This window comes from Acinetobacter entericus, from assembly GCF_026168575.1.
Taxonomy (GTDB): Bacteria; Pseudomonadota; Gammaproteobacteria; order Pseudomonadales; family Moraxellaceae; genus Acinetobacter; species Acinetobacter bouvetii.
The window spans coordinates 96,139-116,853 of record NZ_JAPEQW010000007.1; the positions used below are offsets into that span (position 1 = coordinate 96,139).

General features: G+C 42.2%; 17 protein-coding genes and 2 pseudogenes. 4 read left to right on the forward strand and 15 right to left on the reverse strand.

The genetic code is table 11. From position 1 onward, the window contains the following. Positions 1–37: 37 nt before the first annotated feature. The 3 genes from pcaF (at position 38) to OKC24_RS07495 (ending at position 4,850) form a co-directional block, all read left to right on the forward strand. Complete coding sequence (gene pcaF / locus OKC24_RS07485; protein ID WP_130146704.1) at positions 38–1,243, forward strand: 3-oxoadipyl-CoA thiolase; 1,206 nt, start codon at positions 38–40, stop codon at positions 1,241–1,243. A 117-nt stretch (positions 1,244–1,360) separates the two neighbouring features. Further along, positions 1,361–2,140: a 3-oxoadipate enol-lactonase gene (gene pcaD / locus OKC24_RS07490; RefSeq protein WP_130146706.1), complete on the forward strand. Its 780-nt coding sequence runs from the start codon at positions 1,361–1,363 to the stop codon at positions 2,138–2,140. Positions 2,141–2,426: 286 nt separating this feature from the next. Then, on the forward strand, positions 2,427–4,850 hold the full coding sequence (locus tag OKC24_RS07495; RefSeq protein WP_228737992.1) for a penicillin acylase family protein: 2,424 nt from the start codon (positions 2,427–2,429) through the stop codon (positions 4,848–4,850). Positions 4,851–5,005: 155 nt separating this feature from the next. On the opposite strand, the pseudogene OKC24_RS07500 reads toward OKC24_RS07495, so the two are convergent. The 11 genes and pseudogenes from OKC24_RS07500 to OKC24_RS07550 form a co-directional block, all read right to left on the reverse strand. Then, positions 5,006–5,384 (reverse strand): annotated as a pseudogene (locus OKC24_RS07500) (aldehyde dehydrogenase family protein); the annotation flags it as partial. A gap of 33 nt (positions 5,385–5,417) precedes the next feature. Beyond that, a pseudogene (locus tag OKC24_RS07505) lies at positions 5,418–6,088 on the reverse strand (helix-turn-helix domain-containing protein); the annotation flags it as partial. A 252-nt stretch (positions 6,089–6,340) separates the two neighbouring features. Continuing rightward, positions 6,341–7,636, reverse strand: a complete 1,296-nt coding sequence (locus OKC24_RS07510; RefSeq protein ID WP_131276283.1) for an amidase — start codon at positions 7,634–7,636, stop codon at positions 6,341–6,343. Between the two features lie 152 nt (positions 7,637–7,788). Further along, positions 7,789–8,751, reverse strand: a complete 963-nt coding sequence (locus tag OKC24_RS07515) for a p-hydroxyphenylacetate 3-hydroxylase reductase component (RefSeq protein WP_130146712.1) — start codon at positions 8,749–8,751, stop codon at positions 7,789–7,791. A 68-nt stretch (positions 8,752–8,819) separates the two neighbouring features. Next, on the reverse strand, positions 8,820–9,773 hold the full coding sequence (locus OKC24_RS07520; RefSeq protein ID WP_265464935.1) for a PDR/VanB family oxidoreductase: 954 nt from the start codon (positions 9,771–9,773) through the stop codon (positions 8,820–8,822). 35 nt (positions 9,774–9,808) lie between these two features. Further along, positions 9,809–10,546 (reverse strand): SDR family NAD(P)-dependent oxidoreductase, encoded by a 738-nt coding sequence (locus tag OKC24_RS07525; protein ID WP_130146715.1) that lies wholly within the window; start codon positions 10,544–10,546, stop codon positions 9,809–9,811. A 9-nt stretch (positions 10,547–10,555) separates the two neighbouring features. Beyond that, on the reverse strand, positions 10,556–11,041 hold the full coding sequence (locus tag OKC24_RS07530) for an aromatic-ring-hydroxylating dioxygenase subunit beta (RefSeq protein ID WP_005406078.1): 486 nt from the start codon (positions 11,039–11,041) through the stop codon (positions 10,556–10,558). A 13-nt stretch (positions 11,042–11,054) separates the two neighbouring features. Further along, a complete protein-coding gene (locus OKC24_RS07535) occupies positions 11,055–12,332 on the reverse strand; it encodes an aromatic ring-hydroxylating oxygenase subunit alpha (RefSeq protein ID WP_131276285.1) in 1,278 nt (425 codons plus the stop codon). Positions 12,333–12,362: 30 nt separating this feature from the next. After that, entirely contained in the window at positions 12,363–12,887 is a 525-nt protein-coding gene (locus OKC24_RS07540) for a nuclear transport factor 2 family protein (protein WP_130146719.1), read from the reverse strand. Between the two features lie 28 nt (positions 12,888–12,915). Beyond that, positions 12,916–14,082, reverse strand: a complete 1,167-nt coding sequence (locus OKC24_RS07545; RefSeq protein WP_130146721.1) for an acyl-CoA dehydrogenase family protein — start codon at positions 14,080–14,082, stop codon at positions 12,916–12,918. An 18-nt stretch (positions 14,083–14,100) separates the two neighbouring features. Then, a complete protein-coding gene (locus OKC24_RS07550; RefSeq protein WP_130146723.1) occupies positions 14,101–15,210 on the reverse strand; it encodes an amidase in 1,110 nt (369 codons plus the stop codon). Positions 15,211–15,357: 147 nt separating this feature from the next. Here OKC24_RS07550 and OKC24_RS07555 point away from each other — a divergent pair, with 147 nt between their 5' ends. Then, positions 15,358–15,825, forward strand: a complete 468-nt coding sequence (locus OKC24_RS07555) for a MarR family winged helix-turn-helix transcriptional regulator (protein ID WP_130146725.1) — start codon at positions 15,358–15,360, stop codon at positions 15,823–15,825. A 129-nt stretch (positions 15,826–15,954) separates the two neighbouring features. On the opposite strand, the gene OKC24_RS07560 is transcribed toward OKC24_RS07555, so the two are convergent. The 4 genes from OKC24_RS07560 to OKC24_RS07575 form a co-directional block, all read right to left on the reverse strand. Beyond that, entirely contained in the window at positions 15,955–16,944 is a 990-nt protein-coding gene (locus OKC24_RS07560) for a 3-hydroxybutyryl-CoA dehydrogenase (protein ID WP_130146727.1), read from the reverse strand. Between the two features lie 4 nt (positions 16,945–16,948). Further along, complete coding sequence (locus OKC24_RS07565) at positions 16,949–18,055, reverse strand: NAD/NADP-dependent octopine/nopaline dehydrogenase family protein (RefSeq protein ID WP_130146729.1); 1,107 nt, start codon at positions 18,053–18,055, stop codon at positions 16,949–16,951. 111 nt (positions 18,056–18,166) lie between these two features. Continuing rightward, positions 18,167–19,156: an AraC family transcriptional regulator gene (locus OKC24_RS07570; RefSeq protein ID WP_130146731.1), complete on the reverse strand. Its 990-nt coding sequence runs from the start codon at positions 19,154–19,156 to the stop codon at positions 18,167–18,169. A gap of 151 nt (positions 19,157–19,307) precedes the next feature. Continuing rightward, positions 19,308–20,660: a spinster family MFS transporter gene (locus tag OKC24_RS07575; protein WP_131276287.1), complete on the reverse strand. Its 1,353-nt coding sequence runs from the start codon at positions 20,658–20,660 to the stop codon at positions 19,308–19,310. Between the last annotated feature and the right edge of the window lie 55 nt (positions 20,661–20,715).

Here is a 20,715-nt window from a genome sequence, read left to right on the forward strand (position 1 = left end):
AAGGGGGATTTAGGAGGATTCCTAGGAAAAATGAAACATGAAAAATGCATACATCATTGATGCGATCCGTACCCCATTTGGCCGTTATGCAGGCGGTCTTGCACCTGTCCGTGCAGACGATCTTGGCGCATTACCCATCAAAGCGTTAATGGAACGCAACCCATCGGTGAATTGGGAATTGGTAGATGACGTAATTTATGGCTGTGCCAACCAAGCCGGTGAAGACAACCGGAACGTCGGTCGTATGTCTGCACTTTTGGCAGGTGTACCCTATCAAGTGCCTGCAACTACAGTAAACCGTTTATGTGGTTCATCTTTAGATGCTGTGGCTATGGCAGCACGTGCGATTAAAGCAGGTGAAGCGGATTTAATTATCGCTGGCGGTGTAGAAAGCATGAGCCGTGCACCTTTGGTCATGGGTAAATCTGATTCTGCTTTTGGTCGTGCTCAGAAACTTGAAGACACCACCATGGGTTGGCGTTTTATCAATCCAAAACTGAAAGAAATGTATGGTGTAGACACCATGCCGCAAACGGCTGAAAATGTCGCGGCACAATTTAACATCAACCGTGCTGATCAAGATCAGTTTGCTTTAACCAGCCAACAGCGCACGGCTGCAGCGCAAGCCCAAGGTTTCTTCAAAAAAGAAATCATTGCTGTGACAATTCCACAGCGTAAAGGTGAGGCGATTGTGGTTGATACCGATGAACATCCACGCGCCTCAACCACACTGGAAGGTTTAAATAAATTAAAACCTGTGGTGAAAGCAGACGGTACGGTAACGGCAGGCAATGCTTCAGGCATTAACGATGGTGCTGCTGCCCTGCTCATTGCATCTGATGATGCAGTTGGAAAGTACAGCTTAAAGGCCCGCGCAAAAATTATTGGTGCAACGACTGTCGGTGTTGAACCGCGCATTATGGGTTTTGGCCCGGCACCTGCGATTAAAAAATTGCTTGCTCAAACTGGTTTAACACTTGAGCAAATGGATGTGATTGAACTGAATGAAGCTTTTGCTGCACAAGCTTTAGCCGTCACTCGTGACTTAGGAATTGCCGATGGTTCAGAAAAAGTGAATCCAAATGGCGGCGCAATTGCAATTGGCCATCCACTCGGCGCATCTGGAGCTCGCTTAGTGACCACAGCTTTAAATCAGCTTGAAGCAACTAATGGCAAATATGCCTTGTGCTCGATGTGTATTGGTGTGGGTCAAGGCATCGCTTTGATTATTGAAAGAGTCTAAGGAATCTCTCTTTGCGGAGCAGTCTTCTTCATCCCTGCGAATAAGGCTGTTACTCAAAACACTCGATCAGGCTAAAAATGCTGGATCAAGTTAAAATATAAGATCAAGGATCGTAAAATGCCAAAATTTACATCGAATGATGCCGAAATCAACTACCAAACCTTCGGTGATACGAATAACCCAGCAATTATATTTTCAAACTCATTGGGCACAAAATATAGTATGTGGCAGCCGCAAATTGATGCACTGCAAAATGATTTTTTTGTGCTTTGCTACGATACCCGAGGTCATGGCGAATCTTCTGCCCCAAAAGGTCCTTATACTATTGATCAATTAGGACTTGATGTTATCCATTTGCTGGATCATTTAAATATCAATAAAGCCAGTTTTTGTGGCATTTCAATGGGTGGATTGACAGGTCAATGGTTAGCCATTCACCACCCAGAACGCTTTAACCATGTCGTGGTGTCTAATACTGCAGCAAAAATCGGTCAAGAACTCGCTTGGGATATGCGTGCAGCGCTGGTCCGTGAGCAAGGCTTGAAACCGATTGCTGACACAGCAGCATCACGCTGGTTTACCGAGCCCTTTATCCAAAGTAACACAGCAGTTGTAGAATCTTTAAGTAACGACCTTGGTGCTGGCAGCCCAGAAGGTTATGCAAGTTGCTGTGAAGCTTTGGCTAAAGCGGATCTTCGTGAACAACTTAAAACGATTACGGTCCCAACGCTTGTCGTGGCAGGCTTACAAGACCCTGTAACCACCATTGCTGATGGGGAATACATGGTGGAGCATATTCCAAATAGTCAGTTATTTAAAATTGATGCATCTCATATATCCAATATAGAACAGCCTAGAGTATTTAATTACATTCTAAATCAGTTTTTAAATGCATAGTTTTACTGTAGCAATCTACAAAATTTTTATAAAAATGGTCAGTGCATGGCCATTTTTTATTTCAATCTGCTAGGAGAAAAGACCAAAGGTATAAATATATACCCCTTACATAGTGGAATATTCCATGGATAAGTAATAGTTTTAATCAGGAGTCTATGCACTCTTCAGTGAATAGATAACTTCTGAGAAGAAGTCATAAATGTTTCTCTTTTACTTGTCAAAAATAAGGATATCTAGATTGATAAATTACACTTCCAAGCCGAAATCTCTCCAAACCAAGCATTTAATGAAATATGGATTGTTAACTTTTATCTTATTGTCTGGTTGTAATTCCTCCTCCAATTTAGAACCCGCGCCTGTGCAAAAACAGATCACCATTAAGCGTGATAGTTACGGTACACCGCATGTTTATGCCAAAGATACTTTTGGACTTTTCTATGGCTATGGCTACGCTGTAGCGACAGACCGATTATTCCAAATGGAAATGTCAAAACGTACAGGAAACGGCACCGTGGCTGAAGTCCTTGGCCCAGATTATTTACAATATGATATTGCAACGCATAGCCGTTTTGATCCCCAACATATTAAACAGCAGCTTGCTCAACTTTCACCAGAAGATCGTGCAATTTTTGAAGGATATGCAGCTGGATTTAATAAACGAGTGAATGAGGTCACGGCAGACCCTGCACTTATGCCAAAAGAATTTATTGATTACAACTTTAAGCCCTCAACATGGCAATCAGAAGACATCGCAATGGTCTGGGTCGGATTAATCTTAAACCGGTTCTTCTCTGCCAGTTCAGAGGTTGCAAATTTAGATCTATTAACGCAATTACAAAAAGAAAAAGGTCAGGAAGAGGGTCTCAAAGTTTATCAACAATTACGTTGGCTGGATGACCCAAGTGCGCCAACGATTATCCAATCTGAACAGAAACCCAAATTATCTGCTCGTCAGAAAGAAAAAAAGCAAAGTATTCTGCCTATCTCCAATACTGCGGCAAAAAACTATTTGGCAAAAGCCCGCATTGCTATGGGCAAAAGTGTGATTGATGGCGTACCTACCGCAAGTAATGCTTGGGTACTTCGTGGAGATAAAACTGTAGAAGGACAAGCCATTTTGTACAATGGCCCTCAACAAGGATGGTACACTCCTGCCATCACCTATGCAGTGGGTTTACATGGTGCGGGCTATGATTTAACGGGGATTACCCCAGTTGGCTTACCTGCAATTTTGTTTGGTACGAATGGTAAGATTGCATGGGGTTCAACAGTCGGATCCCTCGATACCAACGATGTTTATCAGCTGACACTCAATCCCAATAATGCCAAGGAATACCTTTTCAATGGAGCGTATATTCCATTCGAACATTCTCAAATCAAAATTAAAGTCCGTAATCAGGCAGACTCGGTATTAGACGTTTATAAGAGTAAACAAGGTTTCGTCAGCACGTGGGATGAAAAGAATAATACTGCATATGCACAAAAACGCAGCTGGGAAGGTGCTGAAGTTGAAACACTACTCGGTTGGGCAAATGCAGCCAAAGCAAGCAATTGGGATGAATTCCTGAATCAAGCTCAACGAGTTGCAGCATCAATTACATGGTTCTATGCAGATACCCACAATAATATTGGCGTAGCAGCATTAGGTCGTCTACCCATCCGTCCAGATGATCAAAATATTCAGCTCCCAGCCCGCGGCGATGGAACAATGGAATGGCGGGGTTATTATGACTTTGCTCATAATCCAAAAGAATTAAATCCTCAAAAAGGCTATATCAGCAGTTGGAATAACAAAGCATATGCTGGATTACGTGCAGACTCTTCAAATTACTCACATGTAGACCGAGTCAATGAGATCATTGAACCACTGGAAAGTAAAACGAAGTTTAACCAACAAGATATTTGGGATATCAACCAAACAGCAGCTTGGTCTGACCTGAATGCACGGTATTTTATGCCTTACATGATCAAGGCAGCACAAAGTCCTAAAGCATCAGCTTTAGCTCAAACAGTTGCCCCCTTACTTGCCCATTGGGATCTTAAATTGCGTCCAGATAGTGAGGCAAAATATTATCAAGGCGCAGCCCCAGCAATTATGCGAGCGTGGCTCGATCAAATGATCATACAAGTATTAAAACCGAATTTATCTGAAAGTATTTATAACCGTTATACCGATACGCTTTATCCTGTTAATAATGATGCACGTAGTGCTCAACCAGCCAGCGCATCCAAATTAATTTGGAATGCCCTTCAAGGGAAACAAGCAAGCGTCCCCCAAACGGTTGATTTCTTACAAGGCAAATCGAGTGATGAAGTGGTACTTAAAGCTTTAGAAGATGCACTAAATGTTCTTGCTAAACAATACAAATCGACCAACCCAAATGATTGGAAAGTTCCTGTTGCAACGATGGGCTTCTCTGCCAAAAACTCGGTTGGCATTCCATGGGCTGATTTACAATATCAACAAAAGCTGAGTACTTACGGCAATACCGGCAGTGCGACCTTTCGAGTTGTTTTAAATCCGAATCAGGTCACTATGTGCTCAATTTTAGCGCCTGGGCAAAGCGGCTTTATTGATCAAAATGGAAAACTTGATGTCCATTTTAATGATCAATTGGCTTTATTTGAAAATTATAAGTGTAAAGAAGATGCGGTAAGCGAAAAACAGATTGATCAATCTAGTCAGCAAAGCATCACTTTGGATTATTGATTCAAATACCGTTTAGTTTTAACTCAAAAAAATAGATCTGCCATAGATGATTATGGCAGACCTAATTTCAAACACATTTTGGCTATCAGGCCTCACTCTCTGTTGATATAACTTTAGTTATACCTGCAGTTATAATAACTATTGTTATAGTCATCTTAATAACGAATCATCACAGATTTAACTTCGGTATAGTCTTCGATAAAGGCATCTGAAAACTCACGTCCAACACCTGAAGCTTTTACCCCCCGAATGGGACTGCAGGGTCTAAGAATGTATGCATATTGATCCAGATAGATCCCGCATCGATTTGTGGAATTAAACGCAATGCTTTAGATAAGTCATTGGTCCATAAACTCGCAGTTAAACCAAAACGAGAATGATTCATCATTTCGATCAACTCTTCATCCGTTTCAAATGGAATCACATCTACTACTGGACCAAATGTTTCTTCGATGAAAAAGGATCATCAACACCACTAACTTTTAAAAGCGTTGGTTCAACAAAATAACCTGTACGTTCCTGCGCTTTACCGCCCAACTCTAAGCTTACACGGGTCAAATCACTTGCCATAGATTGCTGATCGACCATAAATAAACGGTATAAATGCCTTAATGACACGCCAATATGATCGGCCACAACTTTAGGTGAAAGACTGCTCTGCATTAAATTTTAAAGAATATGGCGCGCTGCTTTTAATTTTAACGAATCACCGACCTGAACATTTGCATAATTCATGGTCGGTTTCATTAAGGCAATCAGAGCATCTTCAAATGCATTACCATCTTCCTCAGCATACCAAAATCCAATATTGTCACTGGACATCGTTTGCAGCATATTTTTAGTAAATGAGCACTCATATTATGGCTGATAAGTTTGCCAAAATAATCTGTAATAATACCCTGCTTAAACAGTTTTTCACGCGAAAGATGGACAGAAATATGACTAAACAAGCCCTGTGGGTACATCGCAATATGTTCACTGGAATCCAGCGGGATAATATCACCATCGCTTAAATATATGTTTTCACTGCGTTATTTCAGAAGAATTTTGCCAGTATATTGCAAAATAAGAAAACAAAAACGATCGTTGGCCCGATCCAATATTTCAGGTTTTCGTTCAATGAAACTGGCGTTGCTTTTAATAAAAGCGATTTCAGTTTTCCCCAGTAAAAACGAATTTACTTCTCCAATAAACAATGAACTTTGTCTATCAAATCGGGTTTGAAATTCTCCACATATCCCTTAAATATGCAGTGTCCATGTACTCATGGCATTATTAGAGTTGTTCACTCCATGTACCTCGGTTGAAATAGATGAAATAATCAAAAACTGTTACTCACATGCCCATCCTTGCCTGTTTTGGTAATAGCCATTTTTTTCAAAAAAAATTATTCATCCTTGTAATAACGACCTTATAATACATATTCAATATTTGTAATATCTTATTTGTTCATGTATCAGGCTTTTAAAGATTCGCTATTCATTCAACTTTCAACCTTTAGATTGCGACAATTTATATAGATAATCACTGTGCTCTAACAATTCATCATCTTGATGAAATTTACCCACCAGTTGAATACCAAGTGGCATGTTCTGCTGATGCGCCATAGGGAAAGTCGTTACAGGTAAACCCATGACTTGCCATGGACGGCTCATAAAAGGCTGTCCAGTTTTTTCTAGGCCGAGTGGTGCAATGCCCGGTGCAGCTGGTGCAATCGTAAAATCAATAGATGCCTTGTTCATCCAATTTACATAGTCTGTTTTAATTTTTTCAACGGATTGAAGGTGTTGTAAATAATCAGCATGAGCCATATTCAAACCGGCATGAATAAGTTCAGTAATATATTCATCCATTAAACCCGTATGAAATTCATATTGTAAATTTCGCGCCACTTCAAATGCCATAATCTTATAATGATGATCAGCCAAGGCTTTAATGTCGATATCTTCTGGGAGATATACAAATGTGATGGATTCACGCTGTACCCTACTCATAAACCCTTTTATTGCATGTTGCATTTCAGGTTCTATTTCACCTAATTGATCTCCAGAATAAACACCAATTCTTAGATTCTCTTTAACGTTTTGTTTAGCTTGCAAATCACTGCGTAGTTGAATAATTCTTCTCATCAATATTAAGTCAAAGAAATCATTTGAAAACATGCCCAAACTATCTAAAGATTGCGCGAGTGGTTGAATGTTTCTGAGCGAAAATTCTGCATGGCTTGCTACATATGCCACACAGCCACAATATGCAGCAGGTCGTATTACAGAAGCTGCTGTTTGTGTACCTAATGCAAACGGCGTCATAAAGGCTGCAATTGCCGCCGCTGAACCACTTGAAGAACCACCTGGTGTGCGCTTTGGATCATGCGGATTTTGCGTTTTTCCAGATTTAAAAAATGCAAATTCAGTGGTTACCGTTTTACCCATTAATATGCCGCCAGCCTTTTTAATTGCAATAACGACTGCTGCATCCATACTTGGAACACGGTTATCGTGAATTTTTGAACCCATACGGGTTTCGATGCCTGCGGTATCTATCACATCTTTTACAGCAAAAGGCAAACCTTTTAAAACCGAATTTTTATAAAAATCTTCATTACTATAATATTGATTTAAATATTCTTTTTTTGAAATAAGATGCTGCCACGCTTGAATATCGGGGTCGCATTGTTCAATTCTTGAATAAAATGAATCAATGATCGTTTCTAAGCTGATTTTGCTATTTTCAATCGCTTTTAATAACTCATTAATACTTTTACAGTTCCATTGATCATTGGTCATTCTTATTCTCCAAATAGCAATATTTTTGAATCTGCTAAACTAAATTGCTAAACCTGAGTAGCGCTAAAATATGTATAAGCAGAATGCTGAATAAATTTTAACGAACCGACGCAATATTCACTCAGTCAGTTCGTTAGTCAGATCATCAACAATTATTTGACGCCTGCAATATCTCTTAAAATTTTAACAAATGAGTCTTGTTCATCTTTCGAGTATTTTGCTAAGACTTCATTTTGATGGCTGTCAGCAATATCAAACAAATAATGCGCCGTTTTCTTGCCCTTATCTGTTAATTTAAAAAAACCATCATTCTCAACCAAAAGCTCATCTTTTTTCAGAATTTCAGCTGCTTGCTCCACTTCACGCATTGGCATTGCAATGTCGCGCGGCAAATCAGCTTTGCTTGAAGCCGTACCGCTGCCTAAAACCAGCAGCAAACGTGCTTCGCTGGTTCTGAACCCCGTGACTAATTGCTTTGGAATATAGTCATTTTGATAGAATTTAAACGCGCGGCTCATTAAATAGCACACATTGCGGTGCAAATGCCCTTGATGCATTTCACCGACGCCATCTGCATCGAGATCGACAGAGCCTTTCACTTGCAATAATGGATGCGGAGTCACACCAGAGTAAGCACCTTGATGATAAACCAGCGGACTGCGTCCTTCATCATGGAAATTCACCACTTTACCGACAATAATCCAATGGTCACCGCCTTCTAAAATTTGGTGGCGCTCACATTCAAATACCGCAGAACAATTGTCTAAAATTGGCGCTGTTCCAGCACCTTCACGATAGCTGGTCCCTTCGTATTTATCGATATTGCGGCGTGAAAATTTATTGGAAAGTTCAATTTGTGAACCCGATAAAATATTCACAGCAAAATGTGTGGCCTGCTCAAATACATGAAAGCTTGAAGAGTTTTTATCAATACTCCACAAAATCAAAGCAGGATCGAGTGATACAGAGTTAAAACTGTTTGCTGTCACACCCACTTTTTCACCTTCAGCATTTTGCGCAGTCATGATGGTCACACCTGTCGCAAAATTACCTAAAGCACGGCGGAATTTCATTGGATCAATTTGCACATTATCCATGATTTTTAATGCGTTCATTTTATTCTCTCCTGAATTTTTGTCCTAATTCCATAAGGACTCGATCAACCGAAATACTTGATAGCCTGTTAAATATCGAGAACTAACCGCGCTGATTTTGATCTTGAACAGCACACTAAAATTTGCTCATTGCTGGCTTTTTCTTCATCAGTGAAATACACATCTCGGTGATCTGGCTCACCTTCAATCACATCGCACATACAGGTGCCGCATACGCCCTGCTCACATGACATTTCAATTTCAATGCCTTCACGTGCTAATGCCTGTAAAATCGTTTCTTCGGCATTCACCATGATGATTTTGCCGCTTTGCTGTGCAACGACTTCAAACGCATCACCGCCTGTTTCAACTTCAACCTGAAAATATTCTTTATGAATCTGATGCTCAGGAAAGTTCTGTGTCTCAGCTAAATTAATCACCCAGTCCATAAAGCCGTTTGGACCGCAGGTATAAATATGGCTTGCTGAATCAATATCTTTAATGGCCGCTTCGAAGAACTCGCGGTGGCTTGCACCTTCTGATTTAAAATGAAACTTTGTGAATGCAGCGAGTGCGCCGTTTTTAATTTCATCCACAAATGCACAGCGTTCAGGGCTTGCACCGCAGTAATGCAGTTCGAAAGACTCACCTTCTTGCGCCAACTGATACGCCATGGTAATGAGTGGGGTAATTCCAATCCCGCCGCCAATCAACACGCTATGTTTTGCTGGTACTAAGGGAAATAGATTTTTAGGTTCACTGACCTGAATCTGCATGCCGTCTTTTAAGTCATCAAAAGCAGAAACTGAACCGCCGCGCGACTCTGGATCACGTAAAATCCCTAAGCGGAACACCCCGTGCTGACTTGGGTTTTGACACAATGAATATTGGCGCACCATGCCATTTGGCAGATGCACATCAATATGCGCGCCTGCTTCAATTTTTGGCAAAGCTGTAGAGGTTGCAGATTCAAACTCCATGACTGCAACATTTTCACCTTCAACATGACGGTTTTTGACAACAACATTATAAAGTGTAGTCATGATTTTTCTCCCTCTTATGCGCCGCGCCCAAAGGCTTAACGCATAAATAATCCACCGTTAATATCCCACGTTGCGCCTGTGACAAACGCAGCATTCGGGCTTGCCAATAATCCACACGTTTCAGCAATAAATTCCATGCTGCCTAAAGCCTTGACTGGAATATTCTGAATAAACTGCGCCATTTTTTCGTCCGACACCACGCTATGCACAATTGGCGATTCCATTGGCCCTGGTGCTACGGCATTTACCGTTACGCCTTTTGCTGCAAATTCTTTGGCAAAAATTTTGGTCAAAGTCACAATGGCGCCCTTGGTTGCTGCATAGTGCGCACCTGTTGCCGTGCCGCCATTTTGCCCAGCCAATGACGCCATATTGACGATGCGTCCATAGCCCTTATCCGCCATGTATTTACCGATGATCTGGCAGGCCTGAAACGTACCCCGCTGATTGACTTGCGTCACCCAGTCAAAATCTGCAGCTGTAATTTCTAAAACAGGCGTTGCCTTAGTCACTGTTGCATTGTTAATCAACACATCCAGCTTAGAAAATTTTTCCTCAATCCATTGCACAGCGGCATGAAAGTCAGCCTCAATTGAAATATCCAATTTCAAAGGAAACATTTGCGCTGCATAGGCACTTCTCGCCTTAGCATTTTCAGCTTTTTCCAAAGTGCTTGCCGATAAAATGACTTGATGGCCTTGACTGGCAAAATACTCGGCAATGACATTTCCCAAACCTGAAGCGGCACCAGTCACTAAAACAACGTGTTTCATCTTTCTCTCCTAGAGAATGTAACTGATACCTGCCAAAGTATCGGTGGAGTTAACTAAGTTAATAATTTTACGGTTGATTTTAAAACCTTGTTCGCTATCACGCACCAAATGGAAAGTCACATCCGCGGTATAATGCTTTAAGTTTTCCTTCCGGAATTCACGCAAGTTTTGTGCACAGCGCAAAACAATTTCACCGTCTTCATCTTTCACAATGCGGACTCGAGAAACACTGCGCACCGTATTGGCTTTAGGTGCAGTTGAAATCGCTTCGCCATTTTCTAAGCGGTCTACACGCAATTTACGCATATGGTGATTGTCATAGGCATAGTTCAAATTATTTTCGTAATCCGTCAATGCTGGATCAATTGGAATGATATACACGCCTTTTTCATTCCAAAGGTCTAACCATGCGCTATGTTCAGAATGGTCTAACATATCGGCTTCAGCCCAAACAAAAGCCGTAACTTCATTCAATAAATTTAAATCAATTTTCATGGCGCTCTTCTCCTTAAGCCGTCATCAACTTTTTCCACTGCTGATAAGCAGCTCGCATCCCTGTTTCCGCACTCACATCGCTTTTTAAACCATCTTCAGTTTTGACTTCACCCAGCAAGCCGCGGTTCAGCATAATCCATAAATCCTCTCCTGCACTTGCACCGTGCTGTACACGCTCCCAAGCTTCAGCATCGTCTGGTGTGCCAAAACCAAATGGGCCTTGGAAATGTTCATGCAAACGCAAGCGGTATTGATTCGCGACTTGCGGACCGCCATCCATCGTAATGACAGAGTGGTGAATTTCAGTTTTATCCACTGAAATCGGCTGCATAACCCGGAAGAACGCCATTGAGCAGGCGATATTCGGGAAAATATTTAAGTTAAAACCTGAACCGCCCACTGCGCGCACAATACGGCGAACTTCCAGCTCTTCATGGCCTTCATCACGCAAAGCTTGCGCAAGATCTTCAAAACGCTCCTGAATTGGACGTTCCAGTAAATCTTCTTCAAGATCAACCAATTCTGGAATCATCACCATCACACTGTGGCCATTGCCCAAATCTTCGACATAGCCCGGCTGGTTTTCAAAGTTGAAGAGTTCTTCAGTTTTTTCATCCACAGAACTGAGGAAGGATTTGTGCACCAACGGGAAATGATACGCATCAGTGGTATTTTCCAGCTGGATTTTCCAGTTGCCTGGGAAAGTAAAACGGTGTTCACCCAATACTTTCACTGGATAGCCCGCACCTTGTTTCATAAACAAGTCGATCCATTTTTTCGCAGCACCAAGGAAATCTTCCAAAGGCTCTACATCATGATTGAATGATGCGAAGATCATGCCGTTGTATTCTTCAACACGCAGGCTGATCAATGGAAACTCTGATTTGTCCAAGCACTCACCATAGCTTTCTGGCGATGGAACACCGCGTAAACTGCCATCCAGAGCATAGCTCCAGCCATGATACGGACAAACAAAACTGTTGGTTTTGCCTTTTTTATGTTCACAAACAGTCGCAGCGCGGTGGCGGCAGCGGTTCAGCAATACATGAACTTTTTTCTTGCGGTCACGCACCGCAACCACAGGCTGCTTGCCAATATTCATGGTCTTATAGCTGCCCGCATCTGGGATTTCACTCGCGTGTGCCACCCAAACCCATGTTTTATAAAAAATCTTGTCCATTTCATCTTCAAAGATTGCAGCATCTTTATATAAAGAGGTATGCGCTCGATCACTTTGAACAAGTTCGCTGTAATCAATATCAATGTTTTGCATTGGAATGATACTGTTCATGTTAATTATCCTTTTTCATTAATCCTTAGTTTAATTTTGGCTTGGCACAGGCAATTCAGCCGTGCTGTTCCAGTGTGACACTGGGCGGCTAAAAATATTTTCAGTCTGGAAATGTTTGATTTTCCAAGAACCATCTGCCTGCTGCCGAAACTTCACACTGAGTTTTGCTGCATTTAAATGGCTGCGGCCGTCGCGGAAAGTTGAAGTTTGCAGCATGAGCCAAGAGGCATCAGCTTGCTGCTGTTCTACATAAATTTGTTCTGAGCTCACAAAGTGGGCATTCATGACAAAATGCGATTCTTTTTGGGTATAGCTTTTGAACATGTCATAAATTGCTTGCCATGAATCGTAGCGTCCAAATGACTTGGCATATTTTTCACCAATCCCTTCCCAAATACTGTCTTGGTCGAATAACGCCATCAGTTCATCAAGATCCGTATTGGCATCCAAAGCATCACAGATTTCCATATAGCGGTTGATGCAATTACGGATCGCTGCGTCTGCTTCAAGTTTGGCTAAGCGGGTTAAGATTGCCGTCAAGTCCATGTCATTCATCTTCAAAACTCACTTGTTTGCACAGCGCTTATAAATAGCCAGGAGCTGGTTTTAAACCAAAGCTCACCGAACCTGCATTTTGCAGAGTTGCATCACCCATAAAGGCATGCTGCGTCACCACATTGGTGTCGTTAACAAAACGGCTAAATACGTTATTGGTATAAATCGCGGTCATGCCTGCCAGCATTTGCATCTTGCGGGTAACTTTGGCAGCAACGCGCGCAGCATGGGTACAAGACAAACGCATATCACTGATTTGTTCATCGGCCGGTTTTTGACCTGCCAAAACTTCGTTCCACACCGCATCCATCGTTTCATAGAACCATGTGCGCGCTGCCTTAAACTCTGCTTCGACTTGCGCAAACTCATATTGAGTGACAGGACGATTGGCAATTTCTGCGCCGCCTGTAATCGATGCTTTACCGGGTGCAAGCTTTTTAAACTCATCCAAAGCCGCGGCCGCAACACCAATCCCCACAACAGTTAAAACTTGCGTTGCCAAAGACAGCGATGGATATTTAAAAAATGGCTCAGGCAATTTTGATGGTTCACCGCGAACGAATGTCCATTCTTTCGCAACCAGCACATCTTCAACCACCAAGTCATGACTGCCTGTGCCTTTTAAGCCTACAGTGTCCCAAGTCATATCAATTTTGGCTTTTTTTGCAGGCATCACAGCCATACGCGGTAAGCCTTGTGACTCATTGTCTTTGCGCGGAGAAATCCCCACACCCACAATATCTGCGCCCATGCAGCCGCTGGAAAATTTCCAGCGTCCTTTCACCATCACCCCTTCATCGGTAATTTCAGCAGGCTGCGGCGGGAAAATACCGCCCGCAAACACAATATCAGGCGTGTCTTTATATAAAAGCTGCAGTGTTTCTTCCGGCAAACTGCCTAAATATGCAGGGCTCATGCCGAAGCTTGCAACCCAGCCTACCGAGCCATCCGCCATCGACAGTTTTTCAATCAATTCACAAAATTCGCGCGGTGAAACTTCCAAACCGCCAAAACGTTTCGGTACAAGCGCACGATACACACCCAGCTGTTTAAGCTTATCGATGATGTCTTGACTCACATAAGCTTGCTGGTCAAATTCACCAGTCACCGCCCGCTCTCGAATTTCACTGCACAATGCGTCAAAATCAATTGCCGCTGTATTGTCAGAACTAAATCCTTTAGATAAATCATTCATTACCTAACTCCTTGTAATTTATTGCGCTGCCTTCACGACAAATTTTGCAATTGCACACAGCTGCTCATCCGCATTGCGTTTGGTTACAATCTGCAGTCCAACTGGTAAACCTTGTTCTGTTTCTAATGGAATTGAAATTGCTGGATGTCCAGACAAATTAAATGGACGAACCAAACCCGTTAAGTTTAAGAATGCAACGGTATTTTCAGCATCGGCCACTTTCGGTGGAATTTGCGGCAGCGTCGGTAAAAGCAAGGCGTCATATTGCTCAAGCAGCGCATCAATTTCTTGCGTAAACTCAGCTTTCACTTGTTCAGCTTGCTGAACCTGTTCCAAAGTTGTTTCTGCTGCTTTCAATAAGCGCCCTTGAACATCTGCACCAATTAACCCTGTTTTGGTCAACTCGCCATAAGCCTGCCAATTTTCATAATTGATAATTTGCATGCCTGCATGGAAGGCCTTTTCAAAAGAGGCAGCGTCCACAGGCTCCACCTGCAAATTGGCTTGCTTTAAGTAGTTTTCAATACATTCTGTGACTCTTGCCTCGGCCTGAACCTTGAGCCAAGCCAATTTCGGTGCAGCAGTACTGTCTTGCGCTGTAAATGTCGGATCAATGATCTGCATTGCGGTTTCGATCATTTCAACTGAATTGGCGAATGGCCCAACACAATCCAGCGAACTTTGCGCTGGATGTACGCCTTGACGGCTGACTCGGCCAAATGTCGGCTTTAAACCATATACGCCGCAGCAGGCAGCAGGCATGCGAATCGAACCGCCTGTGTCTGTGCCCAGTGTAAAATCTGCTAGATTGACCGCAACCGCAGCAGCCGAACCGCTGGATGAACCACCCGGAATCAGTTCAAGATATTTAGGATTTACAGGTGTGCCGTATGCATGGTTAATGCCGGTAATACCAAAAGCCAGCTCATGCAAGTTGGTTTTTGCTGTGATCATACAGTCCGCATTTAGAATATGCTCGATCACTTCAGCATTTCGAGCTGCCGGCGCAGTATCTTCCAAGGCGCGGCTGCCTGAAATTGTTTTAACACCTTGAATATCTATAGAATCTTTCACCATCACGGTTAATTTCCCTGATCCTAATTGAATATTCTCTGCCACAATATTCATTCACTTTTCCATGTATTTTTATCCTTAAATTAAATATCGTAAAATTCCGTGTAATTGTCAAGCGACTATTAACCAAATTAAGAAAGAAAATATTTCAATAATTTGTATAATGGGCCTATATCTTGTTTATAAAGTCGCAATTTGACTATGCTTACTCACTTAGAACAGTTTTTGCCGAATAATGAACCTGACAGCTTGAAAAATTATCCTTTTTTCTGGATCTCTCAAGTGAATGGCAGATACAGCCAGCTTATTGAAAAATCTATAAAAAAATTAGGCATCGACAATACTCGCCGTAAAATTATTTTAAGCACCAATGCCTTAGGCCAAGCAAGCATTACCGAAATTGCGAATCTTTCTACATTAAAGCTGACCACCGCAACCAAAGCGGTTTACCGTCTGGTTGAAGATAATATTGTTGAAGTGTTTTCATCCGATCAGGACGAGCGGATTTCAATGGTGAAGCTGACTGAAAAAGGATATTCGCTGGTTGAGCAAATCAATCAAATCAGCCAAGTGACGCTATCTGGCATTTTGAACGCTTTTGATGATCAAGAGTTGAGCGACTTAAATGCTCAATTAAAGAAAATGTTTGATTTAATGCCAATGGGCTAAAAAAGGTTAAATCAAATACTTGAGATGAAACCCGTATGTAAACTCAAGTATTTAAAGCACTGAAAAAAGCTCATCCTAAGATGAGCTTTTTTGTTTTATTCAAACAATAGAGCCTTTACAAGCAGTGGTTTAATTTTTCAGCGCATTAAATTTTGGCTTTAATTCGGCAGTTTCTATACGGTGATTAAAGGTATTTAAGACTTTCAATTTGTATGCATCGATATCCATGCTTTCATAGTCATAGAAACCTTGGCCTTCACGCAAGCCATTACGCTTATTCTGCATATTGTCTTTAATGATCTGCGGTGTACGATAACGCTCACCCAGTTCTTTCTGTAAATATTCGGAAGCGTAATACAGAATATCTCCCCCGCCCCAATCAATGAATTCCAATAGACCAAGTACAGAGAAACGCAGGCCAAAACCGGTACGAATTGCAATATCGATATCTTCAGCAGAAGCAACACCCTCTTCCACCATCCGTGCGGCTTCATTCATCGCCAAGGCTTGAATCCTTGGTACGATATACCCTGCCTTGGCATTGCACACGACGGCAACTTTACCAATCGCTGTGAGGAAAGATTTAAGCTGCTCAACCGCAGCATCAGAAGTTTGTTCTGAACGGCTCAGCTCAACCAGCGGAATTAAATAGGCGGGGTTCAGCCAGTGCGCATTGACCACACGTTCAGGATGGGACAGCATTTGCGCAATATCCGTGACTAAAAATGTAGAAGTGGTCGAAGCCACAATACACTGCGGTGAAATATACTGATCTAACCAGCTGAATATTTCCTGTTTGGCCTGAGTTTGTTCAGGCACGCCTTCCATAATTAAATCGCACTGCGTTAAAAACTCAGTTGACTCTAATTTGGCCAAGATTTGGATATTCGCCTGAATCGCAGCAATTTGCCCGGCTTGAACAAATTGGATAGTCCGGAGCAAAGTTAATTCTTGAGTAAGGTCTTGCTGAACTTGCTGCCGATATTGGATAAATTCTTGTTCCGGCCGTACTTTTGCATCGATTAATTTGACTTGCAGCCCAGCATAGGCAAAAGCAATCGCAATTGCCTTACCCATGCGTCCTGCACCAATCACTGCAACGTGTTGAATCTTGGACATTACATTACACTCCTTGCTGCAGCACCGCTTGCATTTCCTGCTTAGATTTATGCGCCAAACCTAAATTTTCTAAGGTACGCCCCTCAGCATATAAATCTCGGCCAGTGACTGCAGATGCAATATTTAATAAACCTTCTGCGACAGGGGTTAGCACACCCGCCCAACGGCCGACAGAAACAATTAAAGATAAGCCTAGGCGTGTATCTTCAAGCATATAGCGATGCTCTTGCAGGTTAATGTCTTCACGCCAGTCACCGCTGTCCGTCAATTTGCCATGCGCACCGCGGCCATACATCCACTCGTCGCCTTCACCTTCTTTATTATAATGATCAGCCAGCGGGAAATGCGGCGCTGGATAGCCCAAAGCTTCACGGACACGCATACGCTCTGCATCAAGCTGATTGGTCACGCGACGAATTGACGGCTGAGTGCCTTCATTATGAATATCCCATGCTTCGAAATGCTCTAATGGCCCGGCATTCATCATAATCAGCGGCGGATGGATAATTGGCCCTGCATTCATCAATGCACCGCTTAATCCATCTTCGACGGGCTCTACGCTCGGATAAGCCTGTGTTAAAATTTTAAATGCATGTTCGGACAAGCTGCTTGGAAACACGCCTGTCGGCAAACGGGTCGCATAACCGCTGACCACAATATGATTTACGTCATGTTTGCGCACCAAATAAGGCAATGTGCCTGTTTCCGAAAATGCCACTTCCGCATTGTTTCCCACGTCCTTCATGGCTTTTGCAAATACAAAACTTCCGAACGTGCCCGGCGGCAAATACACCACTTGGCCGTCTTGAAAGTATGGCGCTGCCTGCTCGGCAAGATTCACATGTGTGGTTGCAGGTAATGGAATAATAATCAGCTGAGCATGAGTAATTGCTTTTTCTAAATTATTTTGCAAATTGATTTGGCTGTTTTCAAAGCCCACAGTGACAGACCGTTCACCCTGAAAATCTTTGACAAAGAGCTGGCCTGTTGCAGCCAACGCATTCAATGCCTCTGCATCGCGGCGCCAGAGCACCACCTCATGCCCTTTTTCCGCCATTTCTAAAGCCGCTGCATAGCATCCGTGACCACCGCCTAGTACTGTAATTTTCATGCTGAATCCTCCTGATTAACTGAATTCATCATAGAAAATTACTTAACTCATCACTTCCCCATATGCGAATGTACTATTCAATTTACGAAACTGAAATGTCTAGAATACCCATTAGGCCGCACGCATTTTTAAGGTTTGTGAAGGCAAGCAGCCGTAACGCTTTTTGTAAAGCGTGGAAAAATGTCCAAAACTTTGAATTCCATTCTTGAGCAGAATATCCGTCACTGTTTCATTTTCATGGCTATTCAGCAATGCTTGATGCACCAATTCAACACGCAGGTCGCGTATATATTCAATCGGTGTTTGCTGAAAATATTGGTTAAAGCCCTTTTGCAGCGTTCGGCCAGTCACACCGCAAAACTCACTTAAAGCAGGCAAAGCAATATTGTCTTTAATGTGATGCTGAATATACTGCTGGGCTTTTTTCATATACGCAGGCAGTACACGCTGCCGCTGTTCATTTAACCGCTGACTGTAATTATTTGGGACTTTTAACAAAATCAATTCAATTAAATATTGGGTAAAGCTTGCAGAAATAAAGCTCCAATTTTGAATATTGTAATAGGCATGGCATAGATAATTCAGTGTTTCAAGAATGGAGCTTAAACCCTCATTGCTACACGGCATGCCGCTGTCAAAAATTACAGCTTCTGTACTGGTATAGCCCAGCATTTTAAAGAGCTGGGTTTCAACATCTTGCTGCGTTAATTTTAAAATAATATTACGGCAGCGCTGATTGGTGATAATCCGGTTTTTACTGTTCGGATGCGTCACAGTCATAATGCCAACCGACTGCAATACCTGATGCTGTGCCTGCTCAACTTTGCATTGACCTTCCAAGGTGATGCGGAACAAATAATTTTGTGATGCTTCATCAATAGTAATCGCCACAGGCGCACTGTATTTCAAATCATACAGTGCTGAATTGCCAAAACTAAAACCATTTAAACGCGTATTTAAACTGGCAACCGCTTCAACATCAAACTGGTGCGGACATAAATAATGGCTGATCTGATCTTTAATAGTTTGATAATCATCTGAATTAAAAAGTAAAAACTCATCCAGATAATGCAAATGATTAAAATTAATCAATTGATTCATCTCCGCACTCCATTGTCGGCTTTTTCTAAATGCAGAAGCCCATGTCTTGATAATGGGCAATTGCATATTTTATGGCTTAACTGCTTTTTCAGCGTTCAATTTAAGTTTTGGGCAAATGCCACCGCTTAAAGCCAATGCTTTTAACAGAACATTAAGCAGAATGTTCTCGCTGCATACTGTCTGCAAAAGCCTTGCATCCTTTCTTTAATAAAACAAAGGACAACACGCAGGCAATGCCGCCCACGATGGATAACGATGTTCCGACCATCAGCGGGTTTTCAAAAATTTTATCTGTCACCAATGCAACCAAAGTGGTTCCAATCCCGACTGCAACCAAGTTGCTGATCAGCAGGAAAATTGCCGAGATTTGCGCACGCAATTGGTTTGGCGCCAACATTTGCATTGCTGTTGTTGAGATTGGCATTGGGAAAGATGCAAAGAACATTGCAGGCGCGAGCAACGTCACCGCTAACCAATATTCAGAGACTTGGGTAAATGCCACTAAAGGCAATACCAAACCGACAATGCCAATAACGCCGGTAATTATTGGCGCATCTTTACGTCCTTTTTGAATCAACCAGTCATTCAGCCAGCCCGCACAAAACACACCTAGTGTATTGGCAACCAGCAAAACAGTACCTAACATATAGCCTGCTTCAGTCGGCGTCATACTGAACTTGCGCATAAAAAATGCAGGCGACCAGCTGATTAAGCAATACAAAGCCATCGCATAGAAAGTAAAGCCTAAATAATGGCAAGTAAAGGTTTTACGATGCTTTTTCAAAAACGTAAATGCAGCCCGGATAGTAACTTTTTCAACTTCACCTTCAGCATTTACACTTTGCCCTTTACGCTTTGGATCACGCACCGTCAAAACAAACAATAGGCCAATAAATATCCCTGGCAAGCCAACCAGAATAAAAGCCATTTGCCATGCTTTTACAGCGCCAAAAACTGGAATCTCGATGAGGCTTAAGTCTTTCAGCAAACCAATCACATAGCCGCCCACTAAAAATGCGATACCGCCGCCCACAAAAGAGCCAATCGAGTACACTGCGACTGCGCGGCCCAATTTGTCTTTACTGAACATATCACTGAACATCGAATATGCAGCAGGCGATAAAGCAGCCTCTCCAACACCGACACCCATTCGGCTAAAGAAAAGCTGAATAAAGTTTTTACTTAGGCCACAAAGTGCAGTGGCAATGCTCCAAAAAATAATTCCGACTGCAATAATTTTTGGACGTGAAAAACGGTCTGCTAAGTACGCCAAAGGCAAACCCATAAAGGCATAAAATAATGAAAATGCTAAACCGTGCAATAAACTAAATTGAGTATCAGAAAGGTTTAAATCTGCTTTAATGGGTTCAATCATTAACGCTAAAATTTGCCGATCAATAAATGAAAAGATATAAGCCAACATGCAGAGTAAAACCACATACCATGCATATACGCTCGATTTATTATTTACAGCTACCGCTCGATCATTTATAGAACTATTCATGTAACGCAATCCTTGTATGATGACTCGTCTTCCTCATAAGTCATATTTCCTTGAT

Coding starts and splice junctions, on each gene's coding strand:
- pcaF (WP_130146704.1), top strand. CDS start 38: ATGAAAAATGCATACATCATTGATGCGATCCGTACCCCATTTGGCCGT.
- pcaD (WP_130146706.1), top strand. CDS start 1,361: ATGCCAAAATTTACATCGAATGATGCCGAAATCAACTACCAAACCTTC.
- OKC24_RS07495 (WP_228737992.1), top strand. CDS start 2,427: ATGAAATATGGATTGTTAACTTTTATCTTATTGTCTGGTTGTAATTCC.
- OKC24_RS07510 (WP_131276283.1), bottom strand. CDS start 7,636: ATGACCAATGATCAATGGAACTGTAAAAGTATTAATGAGTTATTAAAA.
- OKC24_RS07515 (WP_130146712.1), bottom strand. CDS start 8,751: ATGAACGCATTAAAAATCATGGATAATGTGCAAATTGATCCAATGAAA.
- OKC24_RS07520 (WP_265464935.1), bottom strand. CDS start 9,773: ATGACTACACTTTATAATGTTGTTGTCAAAAACCGTCATGTTGAAGGT.
- OKC24_RS07525 (WP_130146715.1), bottom strand. CDS start 10,546: ATGAAACACGTTGTTTTAGTGACTGGTGCCGCTTCAGGTTTGGGAAAT.
- OKC24_RS07530 (WP_005406078.1), bottom strand. CDS start 11,041: ATGAAAATTGATTTAAATTTATTGAATGAAGTTACGGCTTTTGTTTGG.
- OKC24_RS07535 (WP_131276285.1), bottom strand. CDS start 12,332: ATGAACAGTATCATTCCAATGCAAAACATTGATATTGATTACAGCGAA.
- OKC24_RS07540 (WP_130146719.1), bottom strand. CDS start 12,887: ATGAATGACATGGACTTGACGGCAATCTTAACCCGCTTAGCCAAACTT.
- OKC24_RS07545 (WP_130146721.1), bottom strand. CDS start 14,082: ATGAATGATTTATCTAAAGGATTTAGTTCTGACAATACAGCGGCAATT.
- OKC24_RS07550 (WP_130146723.1), bottom strand. CDS start 15,210: ATGAATATTGTGGCAGAGAATATTCAATTAGGATCAGGGAAATTAACC.
- OKC24_RS07555 (WP_130146725.1), top strand. CDS start 15,358: ATGCTTACTCACTTAGAACAGTTTTTGCCGAATAATGAACCTGACAGC.
- OKC24_RS07560 (WP_130146727.1), bottom strand. CDS start 16,944: ATGTCCAAGATTCAACACGTTGCAGTGATTGGTGCAGGACGCATGGGT.
- OKC24_RS07565 (WP_130146729.1), bottom strand. CDS start 18,055: ATGAAAATTACAGTACTAGGCGGTGGTCACGGATGCTATGCAGCGGCT.
- OKC24_RS07570 (WP_130146731.1), bottom strand. CDS start 19,156: ATGAATCAATTGATTAATTTTAATCATTTGCATTATCTGGATGAGTTT.
- OKC24_RS07575 (WP_131276287.1), bottom strand. CDS start 20,660: ATGAATAGTTCTATAAATGATCGAGCGGTAGCTGTAAATAATAAATCG.